The 794-nt window shown below is 66.6% G+C and carries 1 protein-coding gene and 1 pseudogene; one reads left to right on the top strand and one right to left on the bottom strand.

The genetic code is table 11. The features are described 5' to 3' along the window. Window positions 1–244: hypothetical protein (locus FGX59_RS38035; protein WP_171061031.1), on the top strand; the 244-nt coding region annotated here is incomplete at its 5' end. A gap of 262 nt (window positions 245–506) precedes the next feature. Here the strand turns inward: FGX59_RS38035 and FGX59_RS37095 are convergent. Next, a pseudogene (locus FGX59_RS37095) lies at window positions 507–689 on the bottom strand (transposase); the annotation flags it as partial. Window positions 690–794 lie beyond the last annotated feature (105 nt).

Raw genomic sequence — 794 nt, 5'->3', positions numbered from 1 at the left:
CAAGGTTCTCTCGCTCGAAACCGGCGAACAGGTCTCTGCCGAGTTCCGGGACTATCCCGTCTTCGATCAGGAGGTTTTCGATCGCGACGGAGGGCAAAGGGGCTGGCGCCTGCCACCTTACGCAGCGCCCCGGTACCGCGCTGTCGACGTTCCCACCGGGACGGCGCTTGTCGAAGCGGCGATGGCGGAACTTTCAGATGGCCAGCGCGCCGAGATCGCCCGCGATCGGATCGCGACGGAGTGAAGCCCGGTCGCAACGGGCGGGATAGTCCATAGCGACAGCCGACCTTGCCAATGCCGCGCCCTCCGCCGGGGTTTCTGGCACAGGCCTTCGATACGGAACTCTGCACCGGGGCGGAGGGAACTGGATGACCTCTGGCTCGTCCACCGGACCGGATGGCTGCGGGTGCCGTTCCCTGTTGGCCAGGCCGACAACATGCTCCCGGCTCGGAACGGGTTGATCTCTTCGGGCCCGCGCCATTACCCAGCTCCCTCGGAGATGCATGATAACGGGCCTCTTCGACCTGGCCGAAGGTCTGCGAGGTCCCTTGGGCCCAGAGCTGGCTCACCTTGGTTCGGCCGCGGCCGGGGGCGAGCCGGGGCAAAGGTGTCTCGTCACAGAATACCCGCGGCCGCGCCTGGATGAAGCGCAGCAGCCGCTCATGCAGGGGCTTGACCAGCAGCCATGCTCGCGCAGGGCCTGCGTGGCTTCCTTGTTGCGATGTGTCGCCAGGTTGTCGAGGAGTGAGGCCCCGAACGCCATTGGTCAGAGTGAGCGGGCCGAACGCAGTGCC

The organism is Poseidonocella sp. HB161398 (assembly GCF_005870025.1).
GTDB lineage: Bacteria > Pseudomonadota > Alphaproteobacteria > Rhodobacterales > Rhodobacteraceae > Mangrovicoccus.
The sequence above is the reverse complement of the archived record's forward strand: the minus strand, read 5'-3'. Positions and strand labels throughout refer to the sequence as shown.